The following is a 17,904-nucleotide window of genomic DNA, read 5'->3' as shown; positions in this document are numbered from 1 at the left end:
CGCGGTCAGCGGCCGCCGCGGATCAGGCCGGTCAGATAGCGCCACAGCGAGGAGCGCTGCCGGGCGGACGGGTCCGGCAGGACCTCCTCCGCCACCCCCGGCGCGGGATCTCCGGCCACCGGGCGCACGGGCACCGAGGCGAGTTCGTAGCGCACCGGCAGCGAGCGCAGGCCCCGCATGAACGGGGAGGAACGCCAGGGCAGTTGGTCGGCGGGCAGCGCGAGGTCGAGGTGGTCGAACCGCTGGAACAGGCGCCCCACACCGGCCGCCGCGACCGTCGAGGCGAGCTCCCTGGCCGGGCACTGGCGCGGACCGGCTCCCCAGGACAGATGCGCCCGGGTGCTGATGGTGGTGCCGGAGGCGACGTGGTCGGCGAAGAGCGGGTCGGCGTGGGCCGCGGCCGAGGAGACCCACACCGGATCGCCCGCGTGGATCGTGTACTTGCCGAGCGGGGTGTCCTGGGCGGCGAAGCGCGGGACGAAGTTCACCAGGGGCGGCTTGCGCATGACCACCCGGTTCATGCTCTCCCTGACCATCCCGGCGGACAGGCTGGCGCGCACGCTGCCCTCCCCCGAGATGACCTCGACGACGGTGTTGGAGATGAGGATGCCGACGTGGTCGGAGGTCATGCCGAGCAGCATGAACAGTTCGCGGGCGAGATGGTCGAGCGAGAGGTCCGGGTGCGCGGCCAGCAGGTACGAGGGGAAGTCGTCGCCCGGCTTCTGGAGCTTGCCCGCGGCCAGTTCCGCCAGGGTCGCGAGCAGGCGCTCCAGCGCGGCCTCGGCGTCCGGGCCGGCGTCGAGCACGCGCCACATGTCCATCAGCGCGTCATCGCCCTGCGAGCCGGGGAAGCCGAGCAGATGGCTCGCCACCATCAGCGGCAGCGGCCGGGAGAACTGCGCGGACAGGTCCGCCACGCCCGTTTTCCCGCCCTCCCCCACCAGGGTGATCAGCTCGTCGGCGTAGGCGGTGACGGCGGACTTCAGGCGCTTGGCCTGCGGGTGGCGCGGGTCCTGGAACGGCTTGAGGGCCACGTCCCACGCCGAGCGCAGCGGCCGGTAGCCGGCGCCGCCCTGGATCAGGATGTGGTTGACCTCCAGGGACGGGCCGAGCGGCCAGTCGGCCGGCACCCGGCCCTCGGAGCGGGCCCGCCAGTTCTCCAGCCCCTTGGGGAAGCCGTCGTTGTCCTGGAGTACCTGCAGCGACTCGCGGTAGCCGAGGACCAGCCAGGCGGGCACGCCCAGCAGGTCGACCGGCGCGACCGGGCCGTGTTCGTGCCTCAGCCGCTCGTAGACGAGGGAGGGGCGTGTCTCGTAGTCCCGGGTCAGCAGCGGTTCGGGGCTCAAGGCCTCCAGCCGCGTGTCGTCCAGGTCCACGGATCCGCCGTCACCCCGCTGGGATTCCATCGTCTTGCCACCCCTCCGACACGCCCCGTACCGGCACCCCATCAGCCGGTAGCCGGAAACGGTGGGGACCCTACCCCAGGTCGAACTCGTGGGTAACGACGGGGGTGGGGTGATGGGACGGGGCGACGAGGGCGGCCCGGTGGCGGGGCGCGGCGCGGATCAGGCTGCCGTGTAGCCGAGTTGGCGGCGCATGTAGGGCGTCATGAGCGTTTTCGCCTTGGCCAGGGTGGTGGTACGGCTGCCGAGGACGGCGGACTCGCCGCCAGGCACGGGCAGCACGGTCAGTCCGTCGGCCGGGCCGAACGGCACGATGAGCGGGGTGCGCTGGATCGGCCGGTAGAAGCGCGGCTCCTTGCGGTGCCTGCCGGAACTCTGCAGATAGGCGCGGATGTTGTGGGCGGCAATGTCCGCCTGGGCGAGGGCAGCAGGGGTGATCTTGAGTTCGCTGACGTCGTTCACGTCGCCGACGGCGAACACGTCGAGCCTGCCCTCGACGCGCAGCGTCCGGTCGACCTTGACGTGTCCGTCCCTGTTGAGCCAGTCGCCGAGTCCGGCCAGTCGGAGCCAGAGCGTGTTGGGGGTGGTGCCCGTCGCCCAGAAGGACAGGTCGGCCTCGATGATGTCGCCGCGGGCGTCGCGGTAGGTACCGAAGTCGTTGCCGGGGGACATGAAGGCGTCGAGCCGTACCTCGACGTCATGGGACTCCAGCCAGGCCAGGGCCTTGCGTCCCGGCCGGGTGCTGCCCGTGGAGTCGAGCAGCGCGGGCCCGGAGTGGGCGAGCGTGACCCGGGCGTCGGGGCGGGCGAGGCGGATCTCGGCGCTGAGTTCGACGCCGCCGGGGCCGCCGCCGACGACGAGGACGTGTTCGGCCGTGGCGACGTTGCGCTGGTGTTCGGCGAAGGACTTGGCCGCTTCCTCGGTGGTGGTACCGGTGAAGCGGGCCGGCTCGGGGTAGTCGGCGCCGGTGGCGATCACGACCACGTCGTAGGGCAGCCGCTCGCCGGTGGCGAGGACGACCTGGCGTTCGGCGGTGTCGACGCGGACGCACTTGCCCGCGACCACCCGGCCGTTGCCGAGCAGCCGGTCGTACGGGATGAAGGGGGTGTGGGTCCACTCGGGGCGGATGCCGGCGCGCAGGGAGGCGACGCGGTGGAAGAAGACCTCCTTGCGGTCCACCAGCGTGACCCGGGCGAGGCCGTCCAGCCGCTTCGCCAGCCGGACACCGGCGTAGCCGCCGCCGATCACCACTACGTCGCCGTCGTACACACCGAGTCTCCTGTGCCTGGTGGGGTCTGACGGTGAGATTAACCCTTGAAAATTAAAGGGATTCCGAGGTTCCGTGCATGTTCCGTGAAGGGATCGCCACCCTGACCGGCCGTCACTTCCCCCAGATCTCGCGGTACGCCGCCTGGTAGCCCGACGGGTCCCAGGTCGAGGCGCCTTCACTGTTTCCGGCGGTGGCGATGTGGATGGGGGCCGTGTATCCGCTGGCCGGGCGGTCGGCGAAGGCGCGGTTGAACTCGTCGACGATCTGCCAGCCCTGGAGGGTGAGCGGCTCGGGCACGGTGGCGGCCTGGTACTGCTCGCTGTTGATGCGCTGGAAGGCGGACGGGTCGCCGTCGCCCGCGCCGATGTTGAAGGGCGGCCCCGAGCCCTTCTCACCGGCCGCGCGGAAGGCGGGGGCGGCGTCGGCGAAGTACAGGTCGTTGATGGCGACGGAGTGCGTCCAGCGGTCCTGGAACCGGGAGAGCAGGGAGGAGATCTCCCGGGGGGTGCGACTGCTGGCGTCGGGGATCGGGATGTTCTCGACCGAGAGCACCCGCACGCCGGAGCAGGCGGCGAGTTCCTTCCTGATCAGGTCGGACTTGTTCCTGGCGAAGGGGATCGAGGCGTCGGTGATGACGACGACCCCGGCGCGGCCGTCCGAGTCGGAGATGATCCACTGCGCGCTGATGCGGGCCACGTCCTGGACCCTCGTGGTGACGTTGGTGAAGAGGTCGGGCTGCCGGCTGGGGCCGGGTTCGGGGACCGCGTGCCAGCCGATGAGCGGGATGCCCTGCGCGTTGGCCCGCGCGGCCTGCTGTGCCGTGGAGTCGGGGTCGAAGCCGCCGATGACGATGCCCGCGGGCCGCAGGGCCACGGCCTCGCTCATGGCCGCCTGGATACCGGCCGGGGTGCCTCCGCCGTCGATCACCCGGACGTCCCAGCCGATGACCCGCGCGGCTTCCCGCACGCCCTTCGCGGCGCCCGCGACGCCGGGATTGGTCATGGTCTGGGCGACATAGACGATCGTCCTGCCCGACACGGCCTCGGGGCCGTCGGTGGGACCGCCCCAGGGGATGTCGGTCCGCTCCGCCCGGGTGACGGCGGCCTGGGCCCTGGCGTGGACGGCGGGGCAGCCGCTCGGGCCCGTCGCGGTCTCGTCCGCGCCGTCCGAGGAGCCGCGTTCGCAGCCGACGAGGGCGGCCGCCGTCGCCAGCAGGGCGCAGGAGGCGAGCCGGGCGGTGCGGACCGCGGGGGCGGGCTTGTGGTTGCGGTGCACGGGAGCTCCATGGAGGGGATCGACGCGGCGGGACGTGCCAGGGGTCGGAACGCGCCGGGAGTCGCGGGACGTGCCGGGGGGTCAGGGGGGTGTGCCCGCCGTTCCGGCCTCGGGCGTCGGGGAGGACGGGGGCGGGGGCGGCGTGGCGGGCGAGTCGCGTGCCGCGGCCCCGCCGCGCAGCCTGCGCCGGGCGGCGTATCCGGCCAGGCCCACGGCGATGAGCAGGGTGCCGCCGTGGAACAGCGGGACCGTCCAGAACTCCGCGCCGAGCTGGGCGATGCCGGTGAGGCCGACGGCGAGGACGGCCACGGCGACGACGGTGCCGAGGGCGTTGGGGCGGCCGGGCTTGATCGCCGTGGACCCGAGGAGGGCGCCGACGAAGGCGGGCAGCAGATAGTCGAGGCCGACGCTCGGGTTGCCGATCTGCTGCTGGGACGCGAGCAGCACCCCGGCGAAGCCGACGATCAGGCCCGAGGCGGCGAAGGCGTAGACGGTGTACTTGCGGGTCGGGATGCCGACCAGGTCGGCCGCGCGCGGGTTGGACCCGACGACGTACAGATACCGGCCGAGCGGCAGCCGTTCCAGCACCAGCCAGAGGACTCCCGCGAGGGCGAGCACGTAGAAGGCGGGGACCGGGAGGCCGAGGAACGTGGAGTCGTACAGGTCGGTGAACGCGGGCGGGAGGCCCTGCGGGCCGGGGACGATGCGGCTGCCGTCGGTGATCCAGCCGGTCACGGCGTACAGCATGCTGCCGGTCCCCAGGGTGGCGATGAAGGAGTCGATACGGCCGAACTCGACGATGACGCCGTTGAGGACGCCCACGACCAGGCCTCCGGCGATCACCGTGAGGCAGGCGAGCGGCCAGGGCCAGGACTCGTTGACGATGAGCTGCAGCACCATCACATGGGCCAGGCCCAGGCCGTAGCCGATGGAGAGGTCGAACGCGCCGGTGACGATGGGGACCATGGCGGCGAGCGCCATGACGGCGGGGATCGACTGGTTGGACAGGATCGAGTCGAGGGTGTCCAGCGTGGGGAAGGTGCTCGGCAGGGCGAGGGAGAAGACCAGGTAGAGCACGGCGGTGAGGGCGAGCAGGCCGTAGGCGCCGATGTGGTGCCCGCCCTGCCTGCGCGGTCGGGTCCGTGGGCTCTTCATGGGTGCGTCGCGGTAGTGGACGGGGGCATGGCCGAGGCGGCCCGGGTGAGCCCGGCGACGGTGAGCGCCCTGCCGCTCAGCTCGGCCGTCACCGCCCCGCGGACGAAGACCAGGGTGCGCCGGCACACGCTCGCGACCTCCTCGAAGTCGGTGGACAGCAGCAGCACCGCCAGCCCTGCCTCCAGGGCCTCGTCGAGCAGGCGGTGGATCGCGGCCTTGGCGCCGATGTCCACGCTCGCGGTCGGCTCCTCGAGGATCAGCAGCCGCAGGTCCGTGCGCAGCCAGCGGCCGATCACGACCTTCTGCTGGTTGCCGCCGGAGAGGGTGGCGATGGGGGTCTCGCTGTCGCGGGGGCGCACGGAGAACCGGTCGATCAGAGCGGCGGCCGTGGCGCGTTCGCGCCGGGGCCCGATCCAGCGCGGTCCCGGCACGCCTCCCGCGCGCGGGTTGGCCAGGAGGTTCTCCCGCACGCTCAGCTCGGCGAGACAGCTCTCCCGGAGCCGGTCCCCCGGCACGAACCCCACACCGAGACCGACGGCCTCGGCGACCGTACGGGGGTGGTACGACCGTCCGTGCAGTACGGCCCTGCCGCCCAGGATCGGCCGGTCGCCGGCGAGGGCCCGGCCCAGATCCATGTGCCCGGCGTCGGAGAGCCCGACCAGCCCGAGCACCTCTCCGGGCGCGAGTTCCAGACTGACGGGTCCGGCCAGGGGGGTGCGTACGGAGTCGAGGGTCAGGACGGGGGGTGTGCCTGCCGCCGGGGGCGTCGGCGAGTAGGCGGGGGCGGGACGGGCGGCGAGGGTCTTCTCCTCACCGACGATGTCGTGGACCAGGCGGGCCGGGCTGTGGTCCGTCAGGCTGCCGTGGCTGACGAGGTGGCCGTCGCGCAGGACGGCGAAGGTGTCGGCGACCTGGTAGACCTCGTCGAGGCGGTGGCTGACGTAGAGGACGGCGTGGCCGCGGTCGCGCAGTTCGTGCAGGACGTGGAAGAGCCGGGCGCTGTCCGTGGCGGGCAGGCGGGCGGTCGGCTCGTCGAGGACGATGAGCTTCGCGCGCGCCGCCAGTGCCCTGGCGATGGCGACCAGCGAGCGGTCGGCCGGTGCGAGCCCGGAGACCGGGACGTCGGGGTCGAGGTGGGCGGCGACGACGCGCAGTGCGTCGACACAGCGCTCCCGGGTGCGGCGCCAGGAGATCAGCCCGGTCCGGCGCCCGTACCCGGTGGTCAGGGCGATGTTCTCGGCGACCGTCATCCACTCCACGAGACCGAGGTCCTGGTGGATGAAGGACATGCCGCGGGTGGCGACGGGGCTGCCGAGCGGTTGCCCGTCCACCGTGATCTGCCCGGCGTCGGCGTGATGCACCCCGGCGAGCACCTTGATCAGCGTGGACTTTCCGGCCCCGTTGGGCCCGAGGAAGGCGAGCACGCTGCCCGCGTGCACATCGAGGTCGACCCCGGCCAGCGCGACGGTCCCGCCGAACCGCTTGCTGAGCCCGCGGATACGGACCAAGGGCTCCGGTCCGAAGGGCGAGGCCGCCTTCGCCGGTGTGTCGGGAGCGTCGCGCACTCGATCAAATTACAGCATTTCGGTCATTTCACGGGGTGCTGTGGCTCCAGTGGGGATGCCGTGGCTCCCGGGGGGCGCTCGGCGCGAACGGGGGGGCTGGGGTCGAGCGGGGAGCTGAGGTCGAGGGGGCCGCTCGGCTCGCACGGGTTGCTCGCACGGGTTGACGGGCTCGAACGGGCCGCGGCCCGGGTCACGCGGCGTCGAGGCCGCATTCGGCCCAGATGACCTTGCCCTCCGGGAGGTAGCGCGTGCCCCAGCTCTGTGAGAGCTGCGCGACGAGGAACAGCCCGCGTCCGCCCTCGTCGGTGCTGGCCGCCCGGCGCAGATGCGGGGCGGTGTTGCTGGCGTCGGAGACCTCGCAGATCAGGGCGTGGCCGTAGAGCAGCCGCACCCGGATCGGCCCGGCGCCGTGCCGGATGGCGTTGGTGATCAGCTCGCTGAGGATCAGCTCCGCGGCGAACGCGGTCTCCTCCAGCCCCCACTCGGTCAGCCGCCGCATGGCGTCCGCCCGGACCTCGCCGACGAGTGCCGGGTCGGCGGGCAGCTCCCAGGTGGCGATCCGGTCGGAGTCCAGGGCGTGGACGCGGGCCACGAGCAGGGCGATGTCGTCGTGCGGGTGCGCGGGCGCCACGGTGTCCAGGACGGCCTGGCAGGTGTCCTCGGGCGCGCGCTCCGGGTGGGCCAGGGCCGTACGCAACTGCTCCAGGACCACGTCGACGTCGCGGTTGCGGTCCTCGATGAGGCCGTCGGTGTAGAGGACGAGCTGACTGCCCGCGGGGAGGTCGACCTCGACGGAGTCGAAGGGCAGGCCACCGAGGCCGAGCGGGGGCCCGGCCGGGAGGTCGGGGTAGGTCACGGTGCCGTCGGGGTGGACGAGTGCGGGCGGCGGGTGCCCGGCGCGGGCCATCAGGCACCGTTGCGAGGCCGGGTCGTAGACGGCGTAGAGGCAGGTCGCGCCGATGACCCCGGCACCCTTGCCGTCGGGGTCCTCACGGTCCAGTCTCCCCACGAGGTTGTCGAGGTGGACGAGGACCTCGTCCGGGGGGAAGTCGAGTTCGGCGAAGCTGCGCGCGGCGGTGCGCAGCCGTCCCATGGTGGCCGCGGAGAGCATGCCGTGACCCACGACGTCGCCGACGAGCAGTCCGACGCGGGCGCCGGAGAGGGGGATGACGTCGTACCAGTCCCCTCCCACGTCGGACTCGGCGGGCAGATAGCGGTGGGCGACCTCGACGGCGTCCTGGTCGGGCAGACCGTGCGGGAGCAGCCGGCGCTGGAGGGCCAGGACCATGGTGCGTTCATGGGTGTAGCGCCGGGCGTTGTCGATGGACAGGGCGGCGCGGGTGGCGAGCTCCTGGGCCAGCGAGCAGTCGTCGTCGCCGAAGGAGCTCCCGGCGCGGTAGAAGCTGGCGATGCCCAGGAGGACACCGCGGGCGAGCAGGGGCACCGCGATGAGCGAGTGGACGTGGGCCAGCAGGCGCGCGGTGTGCTCGGGGTCCTGGGCGAGCCAGCCCGCGGCAGCCTTCAGATCCGGCTCCAGCACCGCCTCGCGGCCGTTCAGGCAGCGCAGCTGGGGCGAGGTCGGACCGTAGTCGATGCGTTTGCCGGGCGGGGTGAAGGGCAGGCCCTCGCGTGCGCCGTACAGCACCGTGCGGCGCAGGTCGGCGAGCGGGTCGGCGGACTCCTCGCCGCGCAGGACGGCGTCGGGCAGGTCGATGGTGACGAAGTCGGCCAGTCGCGGAACGGCCGTCTCGGCCAGCTCCTCGGCGGTGCGGCGCACGTCCAGGGTGGTGCCGATACGGGCACTGGCCTCGGACAACAACTCCAGCCGCCGCCGCGCGGCCAGGGCATAGGCCCCTACCTGCGGCTCCCCCAGCATCACGAGCGCCCGGGCCGGGAAGGTGTCGTCGGGGCGATCGCCCATGGCGTCGCGCCCTCCGTCGGCCACGACGGCGTCACCCGGTCTGTCCGGTCCGCCCGGGACCGTCCCGCTGGGTCCGGCGGGTCCGGCTGGTCCTCGATCACCATCAGGCGCGACGGCATCGCCCGGCCCGGCCGTGACGGTCTCACCGAGCCCGGCGGCGCCGCGATCACCGTCGCCCGCGACGCCCTCACCAGGAGCCACGGCCCCCTGGCCGCCGTCACCCGCGACACCCCCGCCGGGCTGCCCGGCTCCCCTGCCGCCGTCGGCCGCGAGGACCGGGCCGGGGCCGGTGGGGTGCCCGGACGGGAGGGACATCGCGGACCGGGAGGTCAGGGGGGCGGCGGGGACGGCGGGAAGGCTCGGCAGGTCGTCGGCTCGTTGCGGAAGGAGGAGTGACCCGCTCGCCGAGGAGTCGTGCGGCACCGCTTCGATGGCGACACCCTGCACCCCGGACGCACTCGTCATCGGACGGCTCACGAGCGTCACCCGCCGCCCGTCGGGCAGGGTCACGTCGACGGCGGCCCGCTGGGCTCGGGAGATCAGCTCGGCCGCCTTCTCCCGCAGGACCGCCTGGTCACGAGGCTGGAATACGTGCACGGGCGCACCCGCCGAGACGCCGCCGCGCAGCCCGACGACCCCACTCCCACCCTCGACCCCGGCCCCGGCCGCCAGATACGCCCGCAGCAGCGCACGCTCGTGCGCGGAACTCTGCCCCAGCAGCCGCCGCTCGATGGCCTCGGCCGCCCGGCGGATCGCCGCGGCCAGCGCCGGGCGGTCGAAACCGCGCGGATAGCCGAAGCACAGGACGCCCTCGATGCGGCCGCTGAGCGGATCACGGACGGGAAGCGCGACGCAGGCGCTCTGCTGGGCGCGTTCCGCGAAGTGCTCGGCGCCGTGGACGCGGATGAGCTGCCGCTCAGCGAGGGCCAGCCCGATGCCGTTCGTCCCGGCCACCCGCTCGGCGAAGACGAACCCGGGGACCCGCTGGATCGCCGGCAGCTCCCTGGCCATCGCCGGATCGCCGAAGCGGCGCAGCAGAACCGTCCCGTTCGCGTCCGCGACCGAGATGTTGACCTTGCTGCCGGAGAAGGCGGACTGCAGCCGGTCGAGCACGGGAACGGCCGCGCGGACGATACGGCCCCCCGGGTCGAAGTCCTCCCGGTAGGGCAGATCGGACTCGTCCGGCGACAGCCCCAGGGTCCGGCAGCGCTGCCACGAGTTCAGGATGGACGCCCGTACGCCCGCCTCGACGGACTCGCCCTGGAGAAACCGCTCGCGAGGTCGGGCGGGCCCCGTGCCGTCAGTCGCACGCCCCGCCGGCTTGGGTTCCTCGCCGGACCGAACCACGCTTCGCCTCACTTGCGCCTGCGATGAATCCGCTCATCGGAAAGAATCGTGCATTGATGAGGATACGGGCATTGCGGTCATGAGTCACGATTCGCTTGACCCGCCAGGGCTTGATCCGAACGAGGGTCTCTGCCCCAGAAACTTCGGCTGCTGTCACCTCAAGATCGCCCCATCCACCCGGAGCCCCGATCTACTGGATCTCGCCGCCTCCCGGAATTTCGCTGGGCAGTCTCGTCATCGGCCGATACCGTGCGCGGCAGCGTCAAGGGGGGGGGAGCTAATGCGTCCAGTGCTGTTGGTGGATGTGGACGGGCCTCTGAATCCGTATGCCGCGAAGCCTCACCGACGACCTGCGGGATACGAGACGCACCGGCTGCTGACACCTCGCTGGGAGGCTGCTGAGCGGCGTCGGCTGACTGCGTGGGGGTTACCGAACAAGCCGGTGAAACCGCTGCGCGTGTGGCTCAACCCGCATCACGGCCCGGCGCTGGACGCGCTTCCCTTTGACCTGGTGTGGGCGACGACGTGGGAGGAAGAAGTCAACACGTTCGTCGCACCGGTCCTGGGACTGCCCGAGCTGCCCTTCCTCGCCTGGTCCGCGCCGCGCGCCGAGCCCGGCGGCGGTGTGTTCTGGAAGACGCCGGAGATCGTCGCGTGGGCGAAAGGGCGGGCATTCGCCTGGATCGACGACGAGATCACCGAAGCGGATCGCGTCTGGGTGAAGGAGCACCACGAGGGTCCCGCCCTACTGCACCGGGTCGACCCCCGACGCGGTCTCGTCATCGACGACTTCACCACTCTGACGGCATGGGCGACCGGCCTGGGCTGACTCCATGGTCAATCGACAGCGGCCCGCCACAGCTCTCGGCGGTGGAAGTCGTAGAGGCACAGGCTTCGTTGGCCGCCGTACCTGGTCTCAACGGCAGAGCACCCCGGGAAGGTCACCGGCCTTCACTGCGTCCTGGTCGATGATCACGCCCGTGTAGGCGCCCACGGCGGTGAACACCAGCTCGGGCAGGCGCTCGGCATGCTCCTCGAAGTGCGCGACGACGTCGGCCTCGCTGGCCTCGGGCATCGACGGGAAGACCGCGCCCGCGGCGCTGAGGGCGGCATCGAGGGCCGAGCCCTGTTCGGTGTCGGTGCCGAAGTCAGCCCGGTGTGCGCGGGCACCGGGCGCATGGATGATCAGGGCCGGAGGGCTGAAACGGTTGGCGGTCAGGCAGAGGATCTCCTCGCCCTCACAGGGAAGCATCGACCTGACCTTGCCTCGGTAGCCGGTCGCCCAGGTCGCCATGCCCCAGTCCTCGAGCACGTACGTCCACTCACCGCTCATGCCGTACATGGCGCGGTTGAGGTGAGGGGAGGGCCGGCCCGGCCGCTCGACCGGTACGCGCAACTCCCTGCACGGGGTGCGCGCGGCCAGTTCGTCGAGGTCGGCGCCCAGGTTGATGAGGAACTCGTCTCTCTCCATGCCTCGGGCCAGAGTCAGTGAGATGCCGCCGAGCATGCCGGGCACGGTCGATGAAGGGGTGTGATGGTGTGCGCCCATCCACGCGATGCCGTCACTCATGCCGTCAAACTATCGACCTGGCCGTGGCGGAGGTCCCAGTACGTGACGGGATGGAGCTACCGTCCCCGTCGCCGTCGGCAGGTCAGGCCGCGGCAGGGTCGAGGGACTTGGCCTTGAACGCAGGCGCGAGCAGCCTCCTCATCACGCGCTTGCCGACCGCGTTGCCCATCAGCGATGAGGTGAGGGTGCGGGTGAGCTTGTCCTTGCGGGTCTGAGGGACGAACTGCACCAGCTCCTTACGGCCGTGCTCCTGCATGCTGTCGATGAACGGCCGCAGCTTCTGGTCCCACTCACGCAGAGCCCGCGCGGGGTTGCCCGGGTTGCGCTGCAGCAGGGTGCCGAGCAGGTCCGCACCGGTGATGGCGCTGGAGGCACCCATCCCGGAGTACAGCGTCAGGCACCAGGCGGCGTCGCCGAGGAGGACGACTCGGTCGGTGTGCCAACGGGGCATCGCCACCTGATGGACGGAGTCGAAGAGACAGTCATCGGCCTGCTCGAACTGCCGCAGGAGGTTCTCCAGCACGGGCCCGGTCGGTTCGGGACCGAAGGCGCGGCGCAGCGACTCGATCGGCGGCCGGCTGAACTCCGCGTCCTCGTCCTCGGTGCGGTAGTTGAACAGCAGCCCCGGCTGGTGGTCGGTGAAGGGGAACACCCAGGCGGAGCGGCCCGGTTCGGCCAGGATCATGCCGTCGGTAAGGCTGAAGCCGGGGACCGCTTCCTTGAGGACGGTGGCGCCGATGATGTGGTTGAACGGCCGCAGGTAGTCCGAGTGAGGGCCGAAGGCCAGTTGACGCACGGTGGAGCGCAGACCGTCGGAGCCCACCACGAGGTCGAAGCGCTCCGTGGTTTCGGTGACGGTCTCGTCCGCCGCGGTGGTGCGCAGCGTGACGTCCACCCCGTCGGGGTGTTCCTCAAGGGCCACCGGGGTGGTGCCGTAGCGGATGTCGGTGAGGGACACGGCGGAGTCGTAGAGGGCACCCTCGATGTCGCCCCGGAGCAGCAGACGGGGCTCGCCCGGCAGGTCGCCGTATCCGAGACCCGGCCGACGGCGGCCCACCCGGTCGATGTCGTAGGTGGCGCCGCCCTCGACGGCCCGGTTGCCGATCGCGTCGAGCACGCCCATCCGCTGCGCGGCGAGCCGCCCGGTCTTGAACAGTCCGACGAAGTATCCGGCGGGACGGCGCTCGGGCGCGCGCTCGACGAGCAGGGTCTCCCAGCCGATGTCATACAGGCGCACGGCCGTGGCCAGGCCTCCGATACCCATGCCCACGATCAGGGCGCGCGGCTTGCTCATGGCGATCCTTCCTTCTTCCCTCTCGGCATCACGCACGGGCACACACAGCAAGTGGAGAAGTTATCTCCGCTTACCTGTTTCACTGTAGCACCGAAAATGGAGATGTCATCTCCGGTTTCGTCTACAGTGGATGCATGAGCAGCCGAGCCGCCTCCACCCCGCCCTCCGGGAAAACTCCGGCGCGCCCCCTGCGGGCGGACGCGGAACGCAACCGGCAGCGCATCATCGCCGCCGCTCGCGAGGTCTTCGCCGAACGAGGTCTGGACGTCACGGTCGACGACATCGCCCACCACGCGGGCGTCGGTGTCGGCACCGCCTACCGTCGCTTCGCCGGCCGAGAAGAACTCATCGAAGCCGTCTTCGAAGACGAGGTGGAGCGCGTGGTCGCGCTCGCGGAAGAGGCTCTCGCGCACGAAGACTCCTGGGACGGCCTCGTACAGTTCTTCACGGCCACCGCGCGGGTCTTCGCCGAGAGCCGCGGCCTGAGAGAGTTCCTGCTGGGAGTCACGCAGGGCAGGCCCCGCGTGGCCGCCATCCCGGACCGTCTCCATCCCGCCGTCGACGCCGTCATCGCGCGCGCCCGGCAGGACGGCCGACTCCGCGACGACATCGAACCGACCGACTTCCCGCTCATCCAGATCATGCTCGGTGCCGTAACCCAGCACAGCCGCGGCGTCGCCCCGGAGCTGTGGAAGCGCTACCTCACCCTCATCCTGGACGGCATGCGCCGCGACCGGGTCGGCCCGTCCCCCTTGCCCCACCGCGCACTCGTCATGGAAGAACTCGACCAGACCCTGACGTGACGCCGCCCGCCTCCACGCGGACAGCCCGAACACGGCCCCAGCGCGAGCGACCACGGGACGAGGCCGAGGTCTGCGGCCTTCTCTTCAGTGACAGTTGGGCCGACCCCGCCCGATAGGGGTCACCAGCGGGCCGCCGAGACAAACGGCGTGACACCCGCCGAGATCGCGCACCCTCGCGACGAGGAAGTTCAGCCCCGGTCGCGACGCAGCAGGACGAGTTCCTGGTTCATCTCCGTGAGGAATCGTGCGATCACCGCGAGTTCCTCCGGCGTGAAGCGGGCCCGCGCGGTATCGGTGCTGCGCGCGAGCGGCCGAAAGTACTCCCTGGCCAGGCCCCTGGCCGCCTCCGCGAAGTGCAGGTGGACCACACGCCGGTCGTCGGCGGCCCTGACCCGGCGAATGTGACCCGCCTTCTCCAGCCGGTCGAGGCACGCGGTGACCGCGCCGGACGTGAGGTTGAGCTGCCTGCGCAGGTTCGTGGGCGTCATGGGCTCGCCCACACCGTCCGGGTCGGCGTCCAGGATCGCGATCAGGGCCTGGATGTCGGTGAGATGAAGGCCGTGTGCCTGTGCGAACTCGTGGGCGATGCGATTGAACTCGCCGTTCATCCTGCGCAACAGGACGGCGAAGGACTGCAACCCCGTCGGGTCGTCTCCCGGAAGAGGTGTCGAAGGGGTGCCTGAGCCACTCATGGCTCCAGTATATGATCACTCAATGATTGAGATACTCACTCGTCGACTTACTTCCGCTGCTGGGCATGACCGCGGGAACCGCGCACCGCGCTGGGCCCGGTGGCTCGTACCCCTGGTGCTGCTGCTGGTCTGGCTGGGGGTGGGCGGAACGCTCGGACCGTACGCGGGCAAGCTGGGCGAGGTGGCCACCAACGACCAGGCCGCGTTCCTGCCACGGAGCGCCGAGTCCACCAAGGTCCTCACGGCCCGTGAGAAGTTCGACCAGTCCGAGACCCTGCCCGCCATCGTGGTCTGGACGGCGGACGGGAAGCGGGTCAGCGAGGCGCAGCGGGCAGCTGCCACCGACTCCGTCGGCGCACTGGCAGGGAGAGCCGGGGTCGTCGGCCGCCCCTCCCCCGCCCTGCTCTCCGACGACGGCCAGGCGCTGCAGGCCGTCGTCCAACTCAAGCCCGAGCTGGGCGAGGAACTGCCCAAGGTCCTCGACGAGGTGCGCGCCGCGGCACGGAAGGTGCCGGGCACCGAGGCGCAGGTCGCCGGCCCGGCGGCGAGCCAGGCCGACCTGTCGGACGCGTTCGCGGGCATCGACGGACTGCTGCTGGGCGTGGCGCTGGCCGCCGTGCTGGTGATCCTGCTGCTCGTCTACCGCAGCGTCCTGCTGCCGTTCCTGATCATCCTCGGCTCCGTCTTCGCCCTGGGACTGGCCTGTGCGGTGGTCTACGCGCTGGCGGAGCGGGACGTGGTCCGGGTCGACGGCCAGGTGCAGGGCATCCTGTCCATCCTGGTGATCGGCGCCGCCACCGACTACGCCCTGCTGCTGGCCGCGCGCTTCCGCGAGGAACTCGCCGTGAGCGGAGACCGGGCCGTGGCAGCCTGGGCCGCGGTGCGCCGCTCGTTCGGTGCGATCACCGCCAGCGCGGCCACCGTGGCCCTCGGGCTGCTGGCCCTGCTCGCCAGTGATCTCACCAACAATCGCGCCCTCGGACCGGTGGGCGCCATCGGCATCGTGTGCGCCGTGCTCTCCACGCTCACCTTCCTGCCGGCCGCTCTGGCCCTGCTGGGCCGTACCGCCTATTGGCCCTCGCGCCCGAAAGCCCCGGCCGCGTCCACGTCCGCGTGCGCGTCCACGTCCACGGAAGGCCACGCCATCTGGCGCAAGGTTGCCGCCCGGGTGGACGCGCGACCGCACCGGACCTGGGTCGTGACCGTGCTCGGCCTCGCCGTCTTCGCGGCCTTCTCACCCACGCTGTCCGCCAAGGGCGTGCCGCTGGACGAGATCTTCGTGAACGACGCTCCCTCCGTCGCCGCCCAGGAGACGATCAGCGAGCACTTCCCCGGGGGCTCCGGCAACCCGGCTGTCATCATCGCCGACGCCGACCGCGCCGATGCGGTGACGGCCGCCGTCCGGAACACCGAGGGCGTGGCATCGGCGGGCACGGTCTCCGCCTCGGGACGGCCCGGGGCCGGTGAGCCGCGGGTCGTCGACGGACGTGTCCGCATCGATGCCACGCTGGACGCGGCGGCGGACAGTGACGCGGCCAAGGAGACCGTCGAGCGGTTGCGCGAGAACGTGCACGCTGTCCCCGCGGCCGACGCGCTGGTGGGCGGCTACACGGCGCAGCAGTACGACACCCAGCAGACCTCGGCCCGGGACCGCACGGTGATCGTTCCCGTCGTGCTCGGCATCATCCTGCTGATCCTGGTCCTGCTTCTGCGCTCGTTTCTGGTACCGGTGCTGCTGGTGGCGACCGTCGCGCTCAACTTCCTGGCGACACTGGGAGTCTCGGCGCTCGTCTTCGAGCATCTCCTCGGGTTCAGCGGCACGGACGCGTCCGTCCCGCTGTACGGATTCGTCTTCCTGGTGGCTCTCGGCGTCGACTACAACATCTTCCTGATGTCCCGGGTACGGGAGGAGGCCCTCGAACGAGGCTCGCGTGCGGGGGTGTTGCGGGGGCTGACCACGACGGGCGGGGTGATCACTTCAGCGGGTGTGGTGCTCGCCGCCACGTTCGCGGCACTGATGGTCATCCCCCTGGCGTTCCTGGTGCAGATCGCCTTCATCGTGGCCTTCGGGGTACTCCTCGACACGCTCGTGGTCCGCTCGTTGCTGGTGCCCGCGCTCGTGATCGACATCGGCCCCCGCGCCTGGTGGCCCAGCGCCCTCGCCCGCGGCGACGGGCCTTCGGCCATGCCGGGACACGCGACGGGCCAGGACTCGGCCTAGCAGGCAGCCTGGGCGGTTTCCCGGAGACGAACGGGTCGGTGGGGTGGGGGGTCGAGCTTGTACCCCCCATAAACCCGACCTGCCTCGCCCGGCGCAGAAGCGGTTCGCTGGAGTCGCGCCTCGGTCACGACACCACCGACCGTCGCGCCTCTTCCCCCACCGATCGAATATGAGGTCCCCTCGATGGAACGTCGCAAAGCGCTCGGACTGTTCGCCGCCACCGGCGCCGCAACTGCCGCCTCCTTCACGGCTCTGCCCTCCTTCGGTGCGGAATCCGGCCGCGCCGCAGGCGCCACAGGACAGGGCAAGGCCGCAGCCAAGGGCGGCTACACCTTCGCGCTGGACAGGAACGTCAAGCGGACCTCGGTGCGGTTCAACAATCGCTACGGCATCGAGGTCGCGGCAGACCTCTACGTACCGAAGAACGCCAGGGGCACACTGCCCGCCCTGGCGGTCAGCGGCCCGTTCGGCGCGGTCAAGGAACAGTCCTCGGGGCTCTACGCCAACGAGTTCGCCCGCCGCGGCTACGTCGCCCTCGCCTTCGACCCCTCTTTCACCGGGGAGAGCGGCGGCACGGTGCGTGACGTGGCCTCACCCGACATCCATACCGAGGACTTCAGCGCCGCCGTCGACTTCCTCGGCCTGCAGAGGATCGTCGACCGCGAGCGGATCGGTGCGCAGGCCATCTGCGGCTTGAGCGGTATGGCGCTCACCGCGGCGGCTGCGGACAGCCGTATCAAGGCGGTCGCCACGGCCTCGATGTACGACATGTCGCGCAGCATGTCCCGCGGCCACGAGGACTACTACACGCGTGAGCAGCGCCAGAAGGTCGTGGACCACCTCAGCCGGCAGCGCTGGATCGACGCCGAGAAGGGCACTTACGCGCGGCTCTCCCACGAGGTGCCCTTCGACGAGAACGGCAACGTCGCCCCCTCGAACCGCGTCCTGCCCAAGACCCTCCCGGCGGACGCCGACCCGATCACGAAGATCTTCTTCGACTACTACCGCACCGAGCGCGGCTACCACCCGCGCTCGATCAACTCCACCACCGCGTGGACCGGGACCACACCGATGTCGTTCTTCGCCTTCCCACTGATGACGAACATCGACATGCTGGCGCCCCGCAAGGCCCTCCTGGTGGCCGGCGCCGACGCGCACTCCCGCTACTACTCCGAGGACGTCCAGGCCAAGGCCCCCGACACCGTCGACCTCGTGATCGTCCCGGACGCGGACCACGTCGACCTGTACGACCGCAAGAACCTCATCCCCTTCGACAGGCTCGACGAGTTCTTCACCAAGAACCTCGCCTGACCGGAATCACCCCCGACAAGCCGGTTGTCCAGACCGCCATCAGGCCATCCGGCTCCCACTCCTGCTCCTGCCACGCC

13 protein-coding genes are annotated in these 17,904 nt (G+C 71.4%); 4 read left to right on the top strand and 9 right to left on the bottom strand.

Going from position 1 to position 17,904, the window contains the following annotated elements; all coding sequences use genetic code 11:
• Nucleotides 1–5: 5 nt before the first annotated feature.
• The 6 genes from KJK29_RS34215 to KJK29_RS34190 form a co-directional block, all read right to left on the bottom strand.
• The gene (locus KJK29_RS34215; protein ID WP_215123047.1) at nt 6–1,406 is read right to left on the bottom strand and encodes a cytochrome P450; all 1,401 of its coding nucleotides are present in this window, start codon (nt 1,404–1,406) and stop codon (nt 6–8) included.
• Nucleotides 1,407–1,565: 159 nt separating this feature from the next.
• Nucleotides 1,566–2,672 (bottom strand): NAD(P)/FAD-dependent oxidoreductase, encoded by a 1,107-nt coding sequence (locus KJK29_RS34210; RefSeq protein ID WP_215123046.1) that lies wholly within the window; start codon nt 2,670–2,672, stop codon nt 1,566–1,568.
• 112 nt (nt 2,673–2,784) lie between these two features.
• A complete protein-coding gene (locus KJK29_RS34205) occupies nt 2,785–3,948 on the bottom strand; it encodes a substrate-binding domain-containing protein (protein WP_215123045.1) in 1,164 nt (387 codons plus the stop codon).
• An 81-nt stretch (nt 3,949–4,029) separates the two neighbouring features.
• Nucleotides 4,030–5,103 (bottom strand): ABC transporter permease, encoded by a 1,074-nt coding sequence (locus tag KJK29_RS34200; RefSeq protein WP_215123044.1) that lies wholly within the window; start codon nt 5,101–5,103, stop codon nt 4,030–4,032.
• On the bottom strand, nt 5,100–6,668 hold the full coding sequence (locus KJK29_RS34195) for a sugar ABC transporter ATP-binding protein (protein WP_215123043.1): 1,569 nt from the start codon (nt 6,666–6,668) through the stop codon (nt 5,100–5,102). Before KJK29_RS34195 ends, KJK29_RS34200 begins: the two co-directional genes overlap by 4 nt.
• Before the next feature lie 190 nt (nt 6,669–6,858).
• Complete coding sequence (locus KJK29_RS34190) at nt 6,859–9,936, bottom strand: SpoIIE family protein phosphatase (protein WP_215123042.1); 3,078 nt, start codon at nt 9,934–9,936, stop codon at nt 6,859–6,861.
• Between the two features lie 280 nt (nt 9,937–10,216).
• Here KJK29_RS34190 and KJK29_RS34185 point away from each other — a divergent pair, with 280 nt between their 5' ends.
• Nucleotides 10,217–10,765, top strand: a complete 549-nt coding sequence (locus tag KJK29_RS34185; protein ID WP_215123041.1) for an HAD domain-containing protein — start codon at nt 10,217–10,219, stop codon at nt 10,763–10,765.
• 87 nt (nt 10,766–10,852) lie between these two features.
• On the opposite strand, the gene KJK29_RS34180 is transcribed toward KJK29_RS34185, so the two are convergent.
• Nucleotides 10,853–11,506 carry a hypothetical protein gene (locus KJK29_RS34180; RefSeq protein ID WP_215123040.1) on the bottom strand — a complete coding sequence of 218 codons (654 nt, stop codon included), beginning with the start codon at nt 11,504–11,506 and terminating at the stop codon, nt 10,853–10,855.
• Nucleotides 11,507–11,588: 82 nt separating this feature from the next.
• Nucleotides 11,589–12,800, bottom strand: coding sequence for an FAD-dependent monooxygenase (locus KJK29_RS34175; RefSeq protein WP_215123039.1), 1,212 nt, complete (start codon nt 12,798–12,800; stop codon nt 11,589–11,591).
• A 134-nt stretch (nt 12,801–12,934) separates the two neighbouring features.
• Here KJK29_RS34175 and KJK29_RS34170 point away from each other — a divergent pair, with 134 nt between their 5' ends.
• The gene (locus tag KJK29_RS34170; RefSeq protein ID WP_215123038.1) at nt 12,935–13,603 is read left to right on the top strand and encodes a TetR/AcrR family transcriptional regulator; all 669 of its coding nucleotides are present in this window, start codon (nt 12,935–12,937) and stop codon (nt 13,601–13,603) included.
• Nucleotides 13,604–13,791: 188 nt separating this feature from the next.
• On the opposite strand, the gene KJK29_RS34165 is transcribed toward KJK29_RS34170, so the two are convergent.
• On the bottom strand, nt 13,792–14,295 hold the full coding sequence (locus tag KJK29_RS34165; RefSeq protein WP_215123037.1) for a MarR family winged helix-turn-helix transcriptional regulator: 504 nt from the start codon (nt 14,293–14,295) through the stop codon (nt 13,792–13,794).
• 22 nt (nt 14,296–14,317) lie between these two features.
• Between KJK29_RS34165 and KJK29_RS34160 the strand changes: the two genes are divergently transcribed.
• Nucleotides 14,318–16,516, top strand: a complete 2,199-nt coding sequence (locus KJK29_RS34160) for an MMPL family transporter (RefSeq protein ID WP_215123036.1) — start codon at nt 14,318–14,320, stop codon at nt 16,514–16,516.
• 183 nt (nt 16,517–16,699) lie between these two features.
• A complete protein-coding gene (locus tag KJK29_RS34155) occupies nt 16,700–17,827 on the top strand; it encodes an alpha/beta hydrolase (RefSeq protein ID WP_215123035.1) in 1,128 nt (375 codons plus the stop codon).
• Nucleotides 17,828–17,904: the final 77 nt, after the last annotated feature.

The sequence above is a fragment of the Streptomyces koelreuteriae genome (assembly GCF_018604545.1).
Classification (GTDB): Bacteria; Actinomycetota; Actinomycetes; order Streptomycetales; family Streptomycetaceae; genus Streptomyces; species Streptomyces koelreuteriae.
Note: the sequence above shows the minus strand (reverse complement) of the source record. Positions and strands in the feature narration are given on the sequence as shown.